General features: G+C 63.7%; 16 protein-coding genes. 9 read left to right on the top strand and 7 right to left on the bottom strand.

From position 1 onward, the window contains the following. Position 1 precedes the first annotated feature (1 nt). Both acnA and SF06_RS18520 read right to left on the bottom strand, forming a co-directional pair. Complete coding sequence (acnA, locus tag SF06_RS11600; protein ID WP_027590103.1) at positions 2 to 2680, bottom strand: aconitate hydratase AcnA; 2679 nt, start codon at positions 2678 to 2680, stop codon at positions 2 to 4. A gap of 73 nt (positions 2681 to 2753) precedes the next feature. Then, positions 2754 to 2921, bottom strand: a complete 168-nt coding sequence (locus SF06_RS18520; protein ID WP_169745306.1) for a hypothetical protein — start codon at positions 2919 to 2921, stop codon at positions 2754 to 2756. Positions 2922 to 2989: 68 nt separating this feature from the next. On the opposite strand from SF06_RS18520, the gene tusA reads away from it, so the two are divergent. Beyond that, the gene (gene tusA, locus SF06_RS11595) at positions 2990 to 3229 is read left to right on the top strand and encodes a sulfurtransferase TusA (protein WP_027590101.1); all 240 of its coding nucleotides are present in this window, start codon (positions 2990 to 2992) and stop codon (positions 3227 to 3229) included. A 14-nt stretch (positions 3230 to 3243) separates the two neighbouring features. Here the strand turns inward: tusA and SF06_RS11590 are convergent, their stop codons facing one another. Continuing rightward, positions 3244 to 4629: an MATE family efflux transporter gene (locus SF06_RS11590; protein ID WP_039561513.1), complete on the bottom strand. Its 1386-nt coding sequence runs from the start codon at positions 4627 to 4629 to the stop codon at positions 3244 to 3246. Positions 4630 to 4741: 112 nt separating this feature from the next. Here SF06_RS11590 and pdxB point away from each other — a divergent pair, with 112 nt between their 5' ends. Further along, on the top strand, positions 4742 to 5884 hold the full coding sequence (pdxB, locus tag SF06_RS11585) for a 4-phosphoerythronate dehydrogenase PdxB (RefSeq protein ID WP_039561512.1): 1143 nt from the start codon (positions 4742 to 4744) through the stop codon (positions 5882 to 5884). Between the two features lie 3 nt (positions 5885 to 5887). Here the strand turns inward: pdxB and SF06_RS18515 are convergent, their stop codons facing one another. From SF06_RS18515 to SF06_RS11575, 3 genes are all read right to left on the bottom strand, one after another. After that, complete coding sequence (locus SF06_RS18515; protein WP_169745305.1) at positions 5888 to 6064, bottom strand: PA1571 family protein; 177 nt, start codon at positions 6062 to 6064, stop codon at positions 5888 to 5890. Positions 6065 to 6166: 102 nt separating this feature from the next. Beyond that, positions 6167 to 6448, bottom strand: a complete 282-nt coding sequence (ppnP, locus tag SF06_RS11580) for a pyrimidine/purine nucleoside phosphorylase (RefSeq protein ID WP_027590098.1) — start codon at positions 6446 to 6448, stop codon at positions 6167 to 6169. Between the two features lie 75 nt (positions 6449 to 6523). Further along, positions 6524 to 7066, bottom strand: a complete 543-nt coding sequence (locus SF06_RS11575) for a 3'-5' exonuclease (protein WP_039561511.1) — start codon at positions 7064 to 7066, stop codon at positions 6524 to 6526. Positions 7067 to 7224: 158 nt separating this feature from the next. Between SF06_RS11575 and SF06_RS11570 the strand changes: the two genes are divergently transcribed. Then, entirely contained in the window at positions 7225 to 7476 is a 252-nt protein-coding gene (locus tag SF06_RS11570) for a YkgJ family cysteine cluster protein (RefSeq protein WP_027590096.1), read from the top strand. Positions 7477 to 7504: 28 nt separating this feature from the next. Next, positions 7505 to 8116, top strand: coding sequence for an START domain-containing protein (locus SF06_RS11565; RefSeq protein ID WP_051587387.1), 612 nt, complete (start codon positions 7505 to 7507; stop codon positions 8114 to 8116). Positions 8117 to 8181: 65 nt separating this feature from the next. Here SF06_RS11565 and gltA read toward each other — a convergent pair whose 3' ends face one another. Beyond that, positions 8182 to 9468 (bottom strand): citrate synthase, encoded by a 1287-nt coding sequence (gene gltA / locus SF06_RS11560; protein WP_027590094.1) that lies wholly within the window; start codon positions 9466 to 9468, stop codon positions 8182 to 8184. Between the two features lie 358 nt (positions 9469 to 9826). Here gltA and sdhC point away from each other — a divergent pair, with 358 nt between their 5' ends. The 5 genes from sdhC to SF06_RS11535 all read left to right on the top strand — a co-directional run bounded on the left by sdhC (position 9827) and on the right by SF06_RS11535 (position 16145). Further along, the gene (sdhC, locus tag SF06_RS11555) at positions 9827 to 10201 is read left to right on the top strand and encodes a succinate dehydrogenase, cytochrome b556 subunit (protein ID WP_027590093.1); all 375 of its coding nucleotides are present in this window, start codon (positions 9827 to 9829) and stop codon (positions 10199 to 10201) included. Beyond that, complete coding sequence (gene sdhD, locus SF06_RS11550; RefSeq protein WP_027590092.1) at positions 10195 to 10563, top strand: succinate dehydrogenase, hydrophobic membrane anchor protein; 369 nt, start codon at positions 10195 to 10197, stop codon at positions 10561 to 10563. The genes sdhC and sdhD overlap by 7 nt, the downstream gene beginning before the upstream one ends. A gap of 3 nt (positions 10564 to 10566) precedes the next feature. Beyond that, a complete protein-coding gene (gene sdhA, locus SF06_RS11545; RefSeq protein WP_027590091.1) occupies positions 10567 to 12339 on the top strand; it encodes a succinate dehydrogenase flavoprotein subunit in 1773 nt (590 codons plus the stop codon). A gap of 11 nt (positions 12340 to 12350) precedes the next feature. Continuing rightward, a complete protein-coding gene (locus SF06_RS11540; RefSeq protein WP_037008717.1) occupies positions 12351 to 13070 on the top strand; it encodes a succinate dehydrogenase iron-sulfur subunit in 720 nt (239 codons plus the stop codon). 243 nt (positions 13071 to 13313) lie between these two features. Continuing rightward, positions 13314 to 16145 carry a 2-oxoglutarate dehydrogenase E1 component gene (locus tag SF06_RS11535; RefSeq protein WP_039561508.1) on the top strand — a complete coding sequence of 944 codons (2832 nt, stop codon included), beginning with the start codon at positions 13314 to 13316 and terminating at the stop codon, positions 16143 to 16145. Positions 16146 to 16184 lie beyond the last annotated feature (39 nt).

Here is a 16184-nt window from a genome sequence, read left to right as displayed (position 1 = left end):
GTCATGGACTTCCGAGGCGTTCGCGGAGAACGAAGTGCAGAATGCCGCCGTGCATGAAGTAATCCACTTCGTTCTGGGTGTCGATGCGACAAAGGACGGGGAAGCTGTCCTGCGAGCCGTCGCGGCGGGTGACGTCCACCGTCAGTTGTTGGCGGGGCGCCAGCGAGGCGGACAGACCCCGGATGTTCAGCACTTCATCACCGGTCAGGCCCAGGCTGTGGCGATTCTGGCCGGCCATGAACTGCAGGGCCAGCACGCCCATGCCGATCAGGTTGGAACGATGAATGCGCTCGAAGCTTTCCGCGATCACCGCCTTGATGCCCAGCAGGTTGGTGCCCTTGGCCGCCCAGTCGCGGGAGGAGCCGGTGCCGTACTCTTGCCCGGCAATCACCACCAGTGGCACGCCTTCGCGCTGGTAGCGCATGGCCGCGTCGTAGATGGAGAGCTTCTCGCCGCCCGGATGATGCAGGGTGTAGCCGCCTTCCTCGCCCGCCAGCATCTCGTTGCGGATGCGGATGTTGGCAAAGGTGCCGCGCATCATCACTTCGTGATTGCCGCGCCGCGAGCCGTAGGAGTTGAAGTCCCGGGGCGCGATGCCCAGCGATTGCAGGTAGAGGCCGGCCGGCGAGGTGGCCTTGATGTTCCCGGCGGGGGAGATGTGGTCGGTGGTGATCGAGTCGCCAAACAGCGCCAGGATGCGCGCGCCGAGGATGTCCGCCGGTGGCTCCAGAGGCTGGTCGATGCGCTTGAAATAGGGCGGGTGCTGCACGTAGCTGGAGTGCGGGTCCCAGGCATAGGTGTCGCCGCTGGCCAGCGGCATGCTGCGCCAGGCCTCGTCGCCGCTGAACACGTCGGCATATTCGCGGCGGAACATCTCGCCTTCGACGGCGCCCACGGCGGCGGCCACTTCTGCGTTGCTGGGCCACAGGTCGCGCAGGTACACCGGCTGGCCCTGCGGGTCGTGGCCCAGTGGTTCGCTCAGCAGGTCGATGCGCGTGGTTCCGGCCAGAGCGAAGGCCACCACCAGCGGCGGCGAAGCCAGCCAGTTGGCCTTGACCTGGGGATGTACGCGGCCTTCGAAGTTGCGGTTGCCGGAAAGCACCGAGCAGACGATCAGGTCCTGGTCGGTGATGCACTGGGCAATGGGGTCCGGCAGCGGGCCCGAGTTGCCGATGCAGGTGGTGCAGCCATATCCGACCAGGTAGAACCCCAGTCGCTCCAGATAGGGCGTGAAGCCGGCCTTTTCCAGGTAGTCGGTCACCACCTTGGAGCCGGGCGCCAGCGAGGACTTCACCCAGGGCTTGCGCTGCAGGCCACGCTCCACCGCCTTCTTGGCCAGCAGTCCGGCGGCCATCAGCACGCTGGGATTGGAGGTGTTGGTGCAAGACGTGATGGCGGCAATGACCACCGCCCCGTGACGCAAGCCGAAAGACTCTCCCGGCACCGGAAATTCGCTCTGCATCTGCGCGCTCCGGCCGCTGGTTTCCAGCAGCAGATCGAAGCTGGCGCGCATGTCCGGAAGGTTGACGCGATCCTGCGGCCGTTTCGGGCCGGCCAGCGAGGGCTGCACGCTGTCCAGATCGAGGTGCAGGGCTTCGCTGAACTCGGGCTCGGGGCTGGCACTGTCGCGCCACAGGCCCTGGGCCCGACAGTAGGCCTCCACCAGGGCGATGCGCGACGCATCGCGACCGGTCAGGCGCAGGTAGTCGAGGGTGATCCTGTCCACCGGGAAGAAGCCGCAGGTGGCGCCATATTCCGGCGCCATGTTGCTGATGGTCGCGCGGTCGGCCAGCGGCAGGGCGTCCAGCCCGGGACCGTAGAACTCCACGAACTTGCCGACCACGCCATGCTTGCGCAGCATCTGGGTGACGGTGAGCACCAGGTCGGTGGCGGTCACCCCTTCGCGCAACCGACCGGTGAGCCTCACGCCCACCACCTCCGGAATCAGCATGGACACCGGTTGGCCGAGCATCGCCGCCTCGGCTTCGATGCCGCCCACGCCCCAGCCGAGCACGCCGAGGCCGTTGATCATGGTGGTGTGCGAATCGGTGCCCACCAGACTGTCGGGGAAGGCCAGCATACGACCGTCATCGGTCTCGCTGCGCACGACATCGGCCAGGTACTCGAGGTTGACCTGGTGGCAGATGCCGGTGCCCGGCGGCACCACGCGGAAGTTGGCGAATGCCTGCTGACCCCAGCGCAGGAAGGCATAGCGTTCGGCGTTGCGCTGCATCTCGATGGCCACGTTGTCGGCAAACGCGCTCGGATCGGCGAAACGGTCGACCATCACCGAGTGGTCGATGACCAGGTCCACGGGGATCTGCGGGTTGATCTGCCGGGGATCGCCGCCCGCCCTGGCCGTGGCGTCGCGCATGGCGGCCAGGTCGACCACCGCCGGCACGCCGGTGAAGTCCTGCATCAGCACCCGTGCCGGCCGGTACTGGATCTCGTGCTCCGAGCGGCGCTCGCGAAGCCAGTCGGCGATGGCCTGGCAGTCCTCCCGGCGTACCGTCCGGCCATCCTCCCAGCGCAGCAGATTCTCCAGCAGCACCTTGAGCGAGAGCGGCAGGCGTGCGATATCACCCAGGCTGTTCCCGGCCTCCGGCAGGCTGTAGTAGTGATACGTGTGCTTGCCGACCTGCAGGGTGCGGCAACAATTCAGGCTGTCCAGGGCTGGCATGGTGTGATCCTTGGAAGTCGTGCCACGGGTTCTGCTCTGGACCGACCGGGCGGGCCAAGGGTTCCCGCGCGGCTCACGAGCGCGGCGGTGTGGGCGGCATGGGTGCTGCCCAGTAGGTCTGCTTGTGGCCGCGGGCCTGGTAGTCGCGAGCCAGGTGTTCGGCCTCGGCCCGGGTCAGGCGTTCGCGCACCAGGCATTCGTTACCGTTGTCATCCAGACGCTTGACGCACCAGTCGCGCATGACGTTCCTCCGGCTGGGCGTAATGCCCGCTTTGCGCCACAATAGCCGCCTGTTTCCGGAGTATCACGATGTCCCTGCAACCCGACGCGATTCTCGACGCCAGCGGGCTGAACTGCCCCGAACCGGTGATGATGCTGCACAACAAGGTGCGCGACCTGCAGGCCGGCGGCCTGCTGCAGGTCATTGCCACCGATCCCTCGACCCGTCGTGACATCCCCAAGTTCTGCGTGTTTCTTGGCCATGAGCTGGTCGAGCAGCGCGAGGATGCCGGCCAGTTCCTCTACTGGATCCGCAAGAAGGCCGATTGAGCTGCCGACACGGGCTATTCCTGTGTCGGTGCCATCCGGTGGATCGCGCGGCCTGCGCGCACATGCAGTCGCCAGCCGAGCATCAGCGCCGCGCAGCTCAGGCCGACGATCAGGCCCTGCCATAGGCCTGCCGGGCCGCTGGGGGCGCCGAGCAGGTCGGTGAGCCCCAGCAGGTAGCCCACCGTCAGACCGATGCCCCAGTAGCTGGGCAGGGTGATCAGCATCACCGCCCGAGTGTCCTGATAACCACGCAAGGCGCCAGCGGCGGAAACCTGTATGCCGTCGGAAAACTGGAAGAGCGCGGCATAGATCAGCAGGGTGCTGGCCAGGGCGACCACCGCCGGGTCCGGCGAGTAGAACCCGGCAATCTGCTCGCGAAATACCATCATCAGCATGGCCGAGAAGCAGGCGTAGCTCAGTGCCACGCCGATCCCCAGGGCCGCGGCGAAGCGTGCGTCGCGTGGCGCGTTGCGGCCCAGGGCCTGGCCCACGCGCACGGTGACCGCCATGCCCAGGGACAGGGGCACCATGAACACCAGCGACGAGATGCTGAGGGCGATCTGATGGCCGGCCACCACGGTGTCACCGAGGCTGCCGATCAGCAGGGCGATGACCGAGAAGATGCTCGACTCGGCAAAGATGGCGATTCCGATCGGCACGCCCACCGCCAGCAGTGCTCGGATCAGTGGCCAGCGTGGGCGCTCGAAATGCTTGAACAGTTCGCTGAAGCGGTAGATGGGCGAGCGGTTGACCCAGGTGAGCATGGCCGCCAGCATGGCGATCATCACCAGCCCGGTAGCCCAGCCGCAGCCCACGCCGCCCAGGGCGGGCAAGCCCAGCTTGCCGTGGATGAGCACATAGTTGAGCGGGATGTTAACCAGCAGGCCCAGCAGGCCGATGATCATGCTCGGCAATGTGTGGCTCAGGGCGTCGCTGTAGCAGCGCAGCACCTGGTAGACGGCGGCGGCGGGAAAGCCGAACGCTACCCCCTGCAGATAGCCGAGGGTGGGCTCGATCAATCCGGGGTCGACCTGCATGGCATTCAGCACGGGCCTGGCCTGGGTCAGTAGAAATGCGAACAGCAGGCCAATCGCCAATCCCAGCCAGAGCGCCTGGCGCACCAGCGGCCCGATTTCTGCCAGCTTGCCGGCGCCGAAGCGATGGGCCACCTTCGGGGTGGTTGCCATCAGGATGCCGGTCATCAGCAGGTAGAGGGGAATCCAGACGGAGTTGCCCAAGGCCACGGCCGCCAGGTCGGCGGCGCTGACCCGGCCAGCCATCACGGCATCGACGGCGCCCATGGCGGTATGCGCCACCTGGGCGATGATGATGGGAGTAGCGAGGGCGAGCAGTGCGCTCAGTTCGTGCCCGACGCGGGAAACGCGGTTCATATGGCTCATGGGACGGCGACAGGTAAAAGGCGGGGATTCTACGCCGCGCACCCAGGCGAAGAAAGGGTAGGGGTCGCAAGGGCAAAGGACTAAACTGGCGCCCCCTCCGAGGAGTCCGAGCATGCGCATTCTTGCCGACGAAAACATACCCCTGGTCGAAGCCTTCTTCGCCGAATTCGGCGAGATCCGCCGTCAGCCGGGGCGCGCGTTCAGCGCTGATGCCCTGGCCGAAGCCGATGTGCTGCTGGTGCGCTCGGTGACCCGGGTGGATGCCGCCTTGCTGCAGGGTAGCCCGGTGCGCTTCGTCGGCACCTGCACCATAGGCACCGACCACTTCGACCTCGATCATCTGGCCGCCGCCAACATTGCGTGGGCTAGCGCGCCGGGCTGCAATGCCCGTGGAGTGGTGGATTACGTGCTGGGCAGCCTGCTGGCGCTGGCCGAAGTGGCGGGCTCGCCACTGCGGGAGCGCTGCTACGGAGTGGTGGGCGCCGGCCAGGTGGGTGCGCGGCTGGTGGAGGTGTTGCGCGGGCTGGGTTGTCGGGTGCTGGTCTGCGACCCGCCGCGCGCGGAGCGCGAGGGTGGCGATTATGTCGATCTGGACGAGTTGCTGGCGCAGTGCGATGTAATCAGTCTGCATACACCGCTCACCTCGGCAGGCCGGTGGCCGACGCGCCATCTGCTGAATGCCGAGCGGTTGGCCCGGCTGCGTCCCGGCAGTTGGCTGATCAATGCCAGCCGCGGCGCGGTGGTGGACAACCAGGCCCTGCATGCGCTGCTCCTGCAGCGGCCCGATGTCGAGGCGGTGCTGGATGTCTGGGAGGGTGAGCCGCTCGTGGATGTGGCACTGGCCGAGCGATGCCGGATCGCCACCCCCCACATCGCGGGCTACAGCCTGGAAGGCAAGGCGCGCGGCACTGCACAGATCTACCGCGCGCTCTGCGCACACCTGGGCATGCTGGCGCCGCTGGAGCTGGAGGCGCTATTGCCCGAGCCCTGGCTATCGCAATTGACCCTGCACGCCGGTGCGGACCCCGACTGGGCGCTGTCTGCCCTGTGTCGGGCCGTCTACGATCCGCGGCGCGACTCCGCCGATTTTCGGCGCAGCTTGAGAGGCGACGAGGACATGCGTCGCGCCGGCTTCGACGCGCTGCGCAAGCATTATCCGCCACGCCGGGAAATCGATGGCCTCAGGGTCGAGTTGCTGGGCCAGGCCCCGCAACTGGCTGCGCTGGTTCGTGCGCTGGGGGCCAGGCTGGTCTGAGCCTCACCCCTGGGTGGGCTCATCCTCATCGGGCTCCTGATCGAGGGCGCGGCAGGCCTGCTGGATCATGGCTTCGGTGATGGGTACTTCGCGTCCCTGCTCATCGATCACTGCACACGCAAAGCAGTCGGCGGGGAGGTGGGTGGGTACAGGCTGGGTGGCGTTGTTGTTCAGGTTCATGTGTCCATCTCCTGGTCGCTGGATTCCATAGCTTGTTCAATCTAGATGAAATCCAGATGACGACCAGGGCGGTCGGACGGGATACCGCCCGCCCACGAGACTTTAGTAGTACTCGCAGAGGTAGGCGGTATCCACGGCGACCTTTAGCTGGAACTTGCTGTTGGCCGGTACGCTGAACTGGCTGCCGGCCTCGAAGGTTTCCCAGGCTTCACTGCCTGGCAGGCGCACAGTGAGGGCGCCGGCCACGACCTTCATGATTTCCTTCTGGCTGGTGCCAAACTCGTACTCGCCGGGTGCCATCACGCCGACGGTGGCAGGGCATTCGGCCTGTTCGAAGGCGATGGATTTGACCTTGCCGTCGAAGTATTCGTTGACCTTGAACATGGGGCGTTTCCTATACGGAAAAAAGGGCGCGCCAGTATGCCGAAGCGTCCGATCGGCGTCACCGGGTTCCCGTGTTTAATGCGGCAGGGCCAGGGGTAGCAGGCGTGCGGCGTTGCGTGCGTCTTCCAGGGCGCGGTGCTGGCGGCCCTGGAAATGCATGCCGGCCAGCATCAGGGCCATGTTCAGGCCGACCGGGCGGGTCAGCTGTCGACTGCTGGCGAAGGACTGCTTGAGGTTCAGGTGGGGAAACTGCTGAAGGCGGCTTTGCAGGCCTTGCGCCTGCCATTCCTGCTCGAGCTGGCGGCGGTCGTAGTCGCCCCAACTGGCCCAGCCAGCCAGGCGGGAGCCTTGGGCCAGCAGCCAGCTTTCGAAGGCCGGCCAGAGTTGCGCGAGGGTCCGGGCGCTGTCGATCTGCTGCTGGCCGATATGCGTGAGGTCCTTGCAGAAGCTCGTCAGGCAGGGGCGCCGCAGCGGTCGGACATAGCGCTGGAAATGGGCGACTTCGTGGCCCACGCTGGTGGCGAGGGTGGCGCCGATCTCGATGATCTCCATGTCTCGCAGTGGCCAGCCACCTTCATCCGTGGTGGCTTCCAGGTCGATAACCAGCCAATGTCGCATACGTCCTCCATCGGGCTGGCCGGAGTATGGCGGTGTCGGTCCCGGTCGGCAAATCGACCAAGGGTGGGGCTGATCGGCTGGATGCAATGCCTGTGACAACGGATGGGCTGGCAGTAAAATCGCGGCCCCCTCTGTTCGAGTGTCGAGTAGTCATCGTCATGAAATGCCGTGCAGGTTGCGGCGCTTGCTGCATAGCCCCCTCCATCAGCTCGTTCATTCCCGGCATGCCGCGTGGCAAGAAGGCCGGTGAGCGATGTATTCACCTGAGCGAGGCAGGCCTCTGCGCGCTGTTCGGAAAGCCGGAGCGGCCACGCGTGTGTTCGGCCTTCGAGGCTGACGAGGCATTCTGCGGGGAAACCGCCGAGCAGGCGATTCAGCTTCTGGGCTGGCTGGAGCAGTCCACTGCCTGAGCCCCCCACAACGAAAAGGAGAGAAATCATGCTCGTGTCTACGTGCAGGCCCCTGATGCTGGGGTTGTCCCTGGTGTTGTTCGGTGGCGCGGTGAGCGCTCAGGATTGGGAGCTGGTGAAGGACGAGCAGGGGATCAGGGTCTACCTGGCTGCGGTGCCTGGTTCTGCCTACAAGGCCTATCGAGGCGAGACGGTCATTCGGGCAAGCATGGCCCGGATTCGTGCACTGCAGGAAGACGTTCAGGGTTCCTGTGCGTGGATCCATCAATGCAAGGCGCAGCAAATGATCCGGCGGGAAGGCAGCAAAGCCTGGACGCACACCTATTTCAGCACGCCCTGGCCGGTTACCCCGCGTGATTCCGTGATCGAGGTGACCACCGAGGAGGAGGGCGGTACTCTGGTGCGCCATCTAAAAGGCGTGCCAGACATGCTCCCGGAAGAAAAGGGCTATGTGCGTGTGACCCGTGTCGAGGGTTACTGGCGTTTGGAGCCGTTGGACGGTGGGCTGGTGAAGGTGACGTATCAGCTGTATAGCGAGCCGGGTGGCAGCGTGCCCTCCTGGCTTGCCAATAGTTTCGTGATCGATGCCCCGTTCAACACGCTCAACGGGTTGCGCAGTCTGGCGGAAAGCGCTCGTTAAAGGGTGGGGTGCCGAAAACAGAAAAGGCTGCCCATGGGCAGCCTTTTCTTTTGGCGTCCGAGCGATCAGCCGCGCTGGTTCAGCGGAGCGAAGTCGCGACGCTCGTGGCCAGTGTAGAGCTGGCGCGGGCGACCGATCTTCTGGCCGCTTTCGATCATTTCCTTCCAGTGCGAGATCCAGCCCACGGTACGGGACATGGCGAAGATCACTGTGAACATGCTGGTCGGAATGCCGATGGCCTTCAGGATGATGCCGGAGTAGAAGTCCACGTTCGGGTACAGGTTGCGCTCGGCGAAGTAGGGGTCCTTCAGCGCAATCTCTTCCAGCTTCATCGCCAGTTCCAGCTGCGGGTCATTGATACCCAGCTCGCCCAGAACCTCGTCGCAGGTCTGCTTCATGACCTTGGCGCGCGGGTCGAAGTTCTTGTACACGCGGTGGCCGAAGCCCATCAGCTTGAACGGATCGTTCTTGTCCTTGGCCTTGGCCAGGAACTTGTCGATGTTCGAAACGTCGCCAATCTCGTCCAGCATGGTCAGCACGGCTTCGTTGGCGCCGCCGTGGGCCGGTCCCCACAGGGCAGCGATGCCGGCAGCGATACAGGCGAACGGGTTGGCGCCCGTGGAGCCAGCCAGACGAACGGTGGAAGTCGAGGCGTTCTGCTCGTGGTCCGCATGCAGGATGAAGATGCGGTCCATGGCCTTGGCCAGCACCGGGCTGATCGGTTTGATCTCGGCCGGGGTGTTGAACATCATGTGCAGGAAGTTTTCCGCGTAGTTCAGGTCGTTACGCGGATACATGATCGGCTGGCCGATCGAATACTTGTACGCCATGGCCGCGATGGTCGGCATCTTGGCGATCAGGCGGTGTGCGGAAATCTCGCGGTGCTGCGGATTGTTGATGTCCAGCGAGTCGTGGTAGAACGCCGACAGGGCGCCAACGATGCCGCACATCACGGCCATCGGGTGAGCGTCGCGACGGAAGCCGTTCAGGAAGGACTTCAGCTGCTCGTGAACGATGGTGTGGTTCTTGATGGTGTTGACGAATTTGGCCTTCTGCTCGGCATTCGGCAGCTCGCCGTTGAGCAGCAGGTAGGCGGTTTCCAGGTAATCGGACTTTTCCGCCAGTTGTTCGATCGGATAGCCGCGGTGCAGCAGGACGCCCTTGTCGCCGTCGATATAGGTGATCTTCGACTCGCAGGAAGCGGTGGACATGAAACCGGGATCGAAAGTGAATTTGCCCGTGGCTGTCAGGCTGCGGACGTCGATGACGTCGGGCCCGATGGTACCGCTTAGGACGGGCAGTTCTACGGGGGCGGCGCCCTCGATGATCAACTGCGCTTTTTTGTCAGCCATGAGTGGCCTCCTGGTTATGCTTGGAATCATCAGCAGCCCCCCATGCAGGGCCGGCATCACTATAGAGCGATAAACTTGAATGTCAATTTGCGTAACCCCTGAAAAATGAAGGGGTTCCGGCGTCTTTCATGGGGGCAGGGTGGACTTTTTACGGCATTCTTTTGGGGCTAGCCATTCGCCTTTAGTGGCGGCGCGTCGCGTTGTCATTAGTGGGCTAACTGTCTATACTCCGTAGCCGGCCGTCATGGGCATAGCGCCTGTGTTTTGGCGGTTGCACTCCATGTGGGTGGGTACCTGACCAGTGCACTTCCCAACAACAACGCCCTGCTTCCTGGGGCTCAAAGTGTGAAAAGAAGCCGTGAATAGCCAACGACCAGTAAACCTAGACCTTAGGACTATCAAGCTCCCTGTCACCGCTTACACGTCCATCCTTCACCGCATCTCCGGCGTGATCCTGTTCCTCGGGCTCGTCGTGCTCCTTTACGGGCTCGATATGTCCCTGGCGTCCGAGGAGAGCTTCGAAGAGCTGAAGGCGTGCCTGGCCAGTCCGCTGGCAAAGCTGGTGATCTGGGGTCTGCTGTCCGCTCTGCTGTACCACCTGGTGGCCGGGATTCGCCACCTGTTCATGGATGCCGGCGTCGGTGAGACGCTGGAGGGCGGCAAGCTCGGCTCGAAGATCGTCATTGCCGTTGCCGTAGTATTGATTGTCCTGGCTGGGGTGTGGGTATGGTAACCAACGTCACTAACTTTTCGCGCTCCGGCCTCTATGACTGGATGGCTCAGCGCGTCTCCGCGGTCGTGCTGGCTGCGTATTTCATTTTTCTGCTCGGCTTCGTGCTGCTCAATCCAGGCCTGACCTACGCCGACTGGCATGGTCTGTTCTCCCACAATGCGATGCGCATCTTCAGTCTGCTGGCGCTGCTGGCGACGGTGGTGCATGCCTGGGTCGGCATGTGGACCATCTCGACTGACTACCTGACGCCGATGGCTTTCGGTCGTTGGGCAACCGTGTTGCGCTTCTTCTTCCAGGCGGCCTGCGGCGTGCTGCAGTTTGTGCTGTTCGTCTGGGGCGTGCAGATTCTGTGGGGTATCTGATCCATGTCTAGCATTCGCACTCTTTCCTTCGACGCCATCATCGTCGGTGGCGGTGGCGCCGGCATGCGCGCCGCGCTGCAACTGGCCCAGGGTGGTCACAAGACTGCCGTGGTGACCAAGGTCTTCCCGACCCGTTCGCACACCGTGTCCGCCCAGGGCGGCATCACCTGCGCCATCGCTTCGGCCGACCCGAACGACGATTGGCGCTGGCACATGTACGACACCGTCAAGGGCTCCGACTACATCGGTGACCAGGACGCGATCGAGTACATGTGTTCCGTGGGGCCGGAGGCCGTGTTCGAGCTCGAGCACATGGGTCTGCCGTTCTCCCGCACCGAGCAGGGGCGCATCTACCAGCGCCCGTTCGGCGGCCAGTCCAAGGACTTCGGCAAGGGTGGTCAGGCAGCTCGTACCTGTGCCGCGGCTGACCGTACCGGTCACGCCCTGCTGCACACCCTGTACCAGGCCAACCTGAAGAACGGTACCTCGTTCCTGAACGAGTGGTACGCCGTGGACCTGGTGAAGAACCAGGACGGCGCCATCGTCGGCATCATCGCCATCTGCATCGAGACTGGCGAAACCGTCTACATCCGCTCCAAGGCCGTGGTCCTGGCTACTGGTGGCGCCGGCCGCATCTATGCGTCCACCACCAACGCCCTGATCAACACCGGCGACGGCGTGGGCATGGCCCTGCGTGCTGGTGTGCCGGTCCAGGACATCGAAATGTGGCAGTTCCACCCGACCGGTATCGCCGGTGCCGGCGTGCTGGTGACCGAAGGTTGCCGTGGCGAGGGTGGCTACCTGATCAACGCCCACGGCGAGCGCTTCATGGAGCGTTATGCTCCGAACGCCAAGGACCTGGCAGGTCGCGACGTGGTCGCCCGTTCCATGGTCAAGGAAGTCATCGCCGGCAACGGTGTTGGTCCGAACAAGGATCACGTGCTGCTGAAGCTGGACCACCTGGGCGAGGACGTGCTGCACAGCCGCCTGCCGGGTATCTGCGAACTGTCCAAGACCTTCGCGCATGTCGACCCGGTTGTTGCGCCGATTCCGGTTATCCCGACCTGCCACTACATGATGGGCGGCATTGCCACCAACATTCATGGCCAGGCCATCACCCAGGACGCCAACGGCAACGACAAGATCGTCGAAGGCCTGTTCGCTGTGGGTGAAGTGGCGTGCGTATCCGTACACGGTGCCAACCGACTGGGCGGCAACTCGCTGCTCGACCTGGTGGTGTTCGGTCGTGCCGCTGGTCTGCACCTGGAGAAGGCGCTGAAGGAAGGTGTCGAGGCGCGCAGCGCCAGCGAGACCGACATCGAGGCTTCCCTGAAGCGTCTGGCCGGCGTCAATGAGCGTACCTCCGGTGAGGAAGTGGCCCCGCTCAAGCGCGAGCTGCAGAGCTGCATGCAGAACTACTTCGGTGTATTCCGTACCGGCGAATACATGAAGAAGGGCATCGCCCAGCTGGCCGAGCTGCGCGAGCGCATCGCCACCGTCAAGATCAACGACAAGAGCCAGGCCTTCAACACTGCGCGCATCGAAGCGCTCGAGCTGCAGAACCTGCTCGAAGTGGCTGAAGCAACCGCCATCGCTGCCGATACCCGTACCGAGTCCCGTGGTGCCCACGCCCGCGAAGACTACGAAGAGCGCGACGACCAGAACTGGCTGTGCCATACCCTGTACTTCCCGGGCGAAAAACGCGTCGCCAAGCGCGCCGTCAACTTCGCACCGAAGACTGTGCCGGCGTTCGAGCCGAAAGTACGTACTTACTAAGGGTGATGTGAATGTCTCTGCCCAAGACTTTGCAAGTAAGCGTTTACCGCTACAACCCGGAGCGCGATGCGTCTCCCTACATGCAGGACTTCAACGTCGAGATCGACGGCAAGGATCTGATGGTCCTGGACGTGCTGGCGCTGATCAAGGAACAGGACGAAGGTTTTTCCTACCGTCGCTCCTGCCGTGAAGGCGTTTGCGGTTCCGACGGCATGAACATCAGCGGCAAGAACGGCCTGGCCTGTATCACCCCGCTGTCCAGCGTGGTGAAGAACGGCAAGCTGGTGATCCGCCCGCTGCCGGGTCTGCCGGTCATCCGTGACCTGGCCGTCGATATGAGCATCTTCTACAAGCAATACGAGAAGGTGCAGCCGTACCTGCAGAACAACACGCCGGCTCCGGCCATCGAACGTCTGCAGAGCCCGGAAGACCGCGAGAAGCTGGATGGCTTGTACGAATGCATTCTGTGCGCGTGCTGCTCGACCAGCTGCCCGTCCTTCTGGTGGAACCCGGACAAGTTCCTGGGCCCGGCCGCGCTGCTGCAGGCCTATCGTTTCCTGGCCGATAGCCGTGACACGATGACCGAACAGCGTCTGGCGGCCATGGATGACCCGTTCAGCGTCTTCCGTTGCCGCGGCATCATGAACTGCGTGAACGTATGTCCCAAGGGTCTGAACCCGACCAAGGCCATCGGTCACATCCGTAACATGCTGCTGCAAAGCGGTACCTGATCCCTCGGGATCGTACCCAGGCTGTACCTCTACGCTGTCGGCTAACCCCGGCAGCGTAGTTTTAAGCGGGTCCGGAGCTCACAAAGCACTGGACCCTTCCTGAAAAGTAAATGATGGCTATCAGGGGCATCCGGTAAAAACCCGGTCTATCTGCGGGGTCCCGTAGTGGCTTAACCAGTTGCTCAGGCACGCCGTGCTGCGGTTTCCACGCCGATGGTGTTCCCTTATCGAGGGTGACCAAGCATGCAAGAAAGCGTAATGCAGCGCATGTGGAACAGTGCCCACCTTTCCGGTGGTAACGCTGCCTATGTCGAGGAGCTGTATGAGCTCTATCTGCACGACCCCAACGCTGTGCCCGAAGAGTGGCGCACCTATTTCCAGAAGCTGCCTAACGATGGCGGCAACACGACTGACGTTCCGCATTCGCCCATTCGCGATCACTTCGTCCTGCTTGCCAAGAACCAGCGCCGCGCGCAGCCAGCTTCTGCCGCCAGCGTGAGCAGCGAGTACGAGAAGAAGCAAGTCCAGGTATTGCGCCTGATCCAGGCCTTCCGCGCCCGTGGCCATCAGGCCGCCAAGCTCGACCCGCTGGGTCTGTGGCAGCGCCAGGTGCCGGCCGATCTCACCATTCAGAACTACGGGCTGACCGACGCCGATCTGGATACCACCTTCCAGACGGGCGAGCTGTTCATTGGCAAGGAAGCGGCAACTCTGCGCGAGATTGTCCAGTCCCTGCAAGATACCTATTGCCGCACCATCGGCGCCGAGTTCAACCACATCACTGACTCCGAGCAGCGCAAGTGGTTCGCCCAGCGTCTGGAGAGCGTGCGTGGTCGCCCCACCTACTCGCGTGATGCGCAGGCTCATCTGTTGGAGCGCCTGACTGCAGCCGAAGGCCTGGAGAAGTACCTGGGCACCAAGTACCCGGGCACCAAGCGCTTCGGCCTGGAAGGCGGCGAAAGCCTGATCCCGATGGTCGACGAGATCATCCAGCGTTCCGGCTCCTACGGCATGAAGGAAATCGTCATCGGCATGGCCCACCGCGGCCGTCTGAACATGCTGGTGAACACCTTCGGCAAGAACCCGCGCGACCTGTTCGACGAGTTCGAAGGCAAGAAAGTCGAGGGTCTGTCCTCCGGCGACGTGAAGTACCATCAGGGCTTCTCGTCCAACGTCACCACCCCGGGTGGCGAACTGCACCTGGCCATGGCCTTCAACCCGTCGCACCTGGAAATCGTCTCCCCGGTGGTCGAGGGCTCCGTGCGTGCCCGCCAGGACCGTCGTCTCGATCCGAATGGCGACAAGGTTCTCCCGGTCTCCATCCACGGTGACGCGGCCTTCGCCGGCCAGGGCGTGGTGATGGAAACCTTCCAGATGTCGCAGATCCGCGGCTTCAAGACTGGCGGTACCATCCACATCGTCATCAACAACCAGGTCGGCTTCACCACCAGCAACCCGCAGGATGCGCGCTCCACCGAGTACGCTACCGACGTGGCCAAGATGATCGAGGCGCCGATCCTGCACGTGAACGGCGATGATCCGGAAGCCGTCCTGTTCGTCACCCAGCTGGCCGTCGACTACCGCATGCAGTTCAAGCGTGACGTGGTGCTCGACCTGGTCTGCTATCGCCGTCGTGGCCACAACGAGGCCGACGAGCCGAGCGGCACCCAGCCGCTGATGTACCAGCAGATTGCCAAGCAGCGCACCACCCGTGAGCTGTATGCCGATGCCCTGATCAAGGCCGGTGCACAAACCAACGAAGACGTGCAGGCCAAGATCGACGAGTACCGCACCGCCCTGGACAATGGCCAGCACGTGGTGAAGAGCCTGGTCAAGGAGCCGAACCCCGACCTGTTCGTGGACTGGACTCCCTACCTGGGCCATGCCTGGACCGCTCGCCACGATACCCGTGTACCGCTGGACAAGCTGCGCGAGATTGCCGCTGGCCTGACCCGCATTCCGGAAGGCTTCGTGGTACAGCGCCAGGTTGGCAAGGTCTACGAAGACCGCCAGAAGATGACCGCCGGCGCCATGCCGATCAACTGGGGCTATGCGGAAACCCTGGCCTACGCCACGCTGCTGCATGACGGCCACCCGGTGCGCATGACCGGCCAGGACGTCGGCCGCGGCACCTTCTCGCATCGCCATGCCGCGCTGCACAGCCAGAAGGACGCAACCACTTACATCCCGCTGAAGAACCTGTTCGAGGGTCAGCCGCGTTTCGACCTGTACGACTCCTTCCTGTCGGAGGAAGCTGTCCTGGCCTTCGAATACGGCTATGCCACCACCACGCCCAACGCGCTGGTGATCTGGGAAGCCCAGTTCGGCGACTTCGCCAACGGTGCCCAGGTAGTGTTCGACCAGTTCATTTCCAGCGGCGAGACCAAGTGGGGCCGCCTGTGCGGTCTGACCGTCCTGCTGCCGCACGGTTATGAAGGCCAGGGTCCGGAGCACAGCTCCGCGCGTCTGGAGCGTTACCTGCAGCTGTGCGCCGAGCACAACATCCAGGTCTGCGTGCCGACCACCCCGGCACAGGTCTACCACATGCTGCGTCGCCAGGTGGTTCGCCCGCTGCGCAAGCCGCTGATTGCCCTGACGCCCAAGTCGCTGCTGCGCCACCCGCTGGCCATCTCGACCCTGGAAGATCTGGCCGAAGGCTCCTTCCAGACCGTGATCCCGGAAGTGGACGCCGTCGATCCGGCCAAGGTCGAGCGCCTGATCATGTGTTCGGGCAAGGTCTATTACGACCTGCTGACCAAGCGCCGCAACGAAGGCCGCGACGACACCATCATCGTGCGCATCGAGCAGCTGTACCCGTTCCCGGAAGAGGATCTGGCCGAGATCATCGCGCCCTACAAGAACCTCAAGAAGGTGATCTGGTGTCAGGAAGAACCGATGAACCAGGGCGCCTGGTACTGCTCGCAGCACCACATGCGTCGTGTCGCCAGCGCGCATCAGAAGGGCCTGTTCCTGGAGTACGCCGGCCGCGAGGCCTCCGCTTCTCCGGCCTGCGGCTACCCGTCGATGCATGCCGAGCAGCAGGAAAAACTGCTGCATGACGCCTTCAATATCTAACCCACGTTCTCGAACGTAGTATCGGAAAGACAGGAATTC

It is taken from the genome of Pseudomonas flexibilis (genome assembly GCF_000802425.1).
In the GTDB taxonomy this organism is placed as follows: Bacteria; Pseudomonadota; Gammaproteobacteria; order Pseudomonadales; family Pseudomonadaceae; genus Serpens; species Serpens flexibilis.
This window is presented reverse-complemented; position numbering and strand designations above follow the sequence as displayed.